Source organism: Rhodococcus sp. NPDC060084 (genome assembly GCF_042730335.1).
Lineage (GTDB): Bacteria > Actinomycetota > Actinomycetes > Mycobacteriales > Mycobacteriaceae > Rhodococcus.
In genome coordinates this window covers 1-1,420 of sequence record NZ_JBHWWX010000089.1, presented here as the reverse complement: position 1 = coordinate 1,420, position 1,420 = coordinate 1, and the positions used below count along the sequence as shown (strand labels likewise).

1 protein-coding gene is annotated in these 1,420 nt (G+C 66.2%); it reads left to right on the top strand.

All coding sequences use genetic code 11. The features are described 5' to 3' along the window. Positions 1-186 precede the first annotated feature (186 nt). On the top strand, positions 187-1,140 hold the full coding sequence (locus ACFWBU_RS21250) for a DUF808 domain-containing protein (protein ID WP_169620202.1): 954 nt from the start codon (positions 187-189) through the stop codon (positions 1,138-1,140). Positions 1,141-1,420 lie beyond the last annotated feature (280 nt).

Genomic DNA, 1,420 nt, shown 5'->3' with positions numbered 1-1,420 from the left:
GCGCCACACCTTCGGGTGTGGCGCCCGCTGTCGTCGGCGCCGTTCCGGTTCTTCTCGAGGTGGAGCGGTTGTCACTCGTCCGGCTACGTACCGACGGGCTGTCGGGCCGGGCGGGCGATCGGCTACCGTTTGAAGGTCGACCCGCGACCGCGCGTCGCTCGATCGACCGAACTGTGGAGGTTTCCCGTGGCTGGTGGTCTCGTCGCCCTGCTGGACGACGTCGCGGCGCTCGCGAAAGCAGCAGCGGCGTCCATCGACGACGTCGGCGCAGCGGCCGGTCGCGCGAGCGTCAAGGCCGCGGGAGTGGTCGTCGACGACACCGCGGTCACTCCCCGCTACGTGCACGGATTCAGCCCGGATCGCGAACTGCCGATCATTCGCAAGATCGCGATCGGTTCCATCCGCAACAAGCTCCTGATCATCCTCCCGGTGGCGATGATCCTCAGCCAGTTCCTGCCGCAAGCGCTGCCGTACCTGCTCATCGCCGGCGGCCTGTTCCTGTGCTACGAGGGAGCGGAGAAGGTCTACGAGGCCCTCACCGGGGGCCATCACGAGGACGAGGCCGCGGACGCACCCAAGTCCGGACCGGAACTCGAAAAGACCATGGTCAACGGAGCCATCCGGACCGATCTGATCCTGTCCGCCGAGATCATGGTGATTTCGCTGTCGTCGGTCGAGTCCGAACCGTTCCTCACCAGGCTGATGGTTCTGATCGTCGTGGCGCTCCTCATCACCGCGCTGGTGTACGGCGTGGTCGCGCTGATCGTGAAGATGGACGACGTGGGACTGTCGCTCGCCCAGCGGCAGTCGTCGTTCGCTCGCCGGGTCGGCCGGGGACTCGTCGCCGCGATGCCGAAGGTGATGGCCGTGCTCACCGTCGTGGGGATCGCCGCGATGCTGTGGGTCGGCGGGCACATCCTGATCATCAATGTCGGCGAGGCCGGATTCCATTGGCCCGCCGACCGGCTTCACGATCTCGAGCACTGGTTCGGTGAACTCGTCCACGGCGGGTTCGGCGGTGTCCTGTCCTGGACTTCCGGGACCGTGGTCTCGGCCCTCGTCGGACTCGTTCTCGGGGCACTGGTGGTCCTGGTGATGCACCTGATTCCGAAGCGGAAGAAGACGTCCTCGGTGCACTGAAACTTCGGGCACTGAAACTTCGGGCACTGAAACTTCGGGCACTGAGACTTCGGTGCAGTGAAAGTTCGACGCTCCGCGTTGTGACTGTTTGAGTCCGTGCCGTCCGGTTATCCGGGGTCGGCCACGAAAGTGGTCACCGTGCCCGGTTCGCAGTCGGCCACGTGTTGCGAACCTTCCGGGAGGACCCCGTCGGCGCCTGCGTCGGCGGGGTCTTCACATGCCTGCCTTCACATGTGGGGAGCGTTCCGACAACGGCGCGGGCCCGCGTCCCGGAGGACGC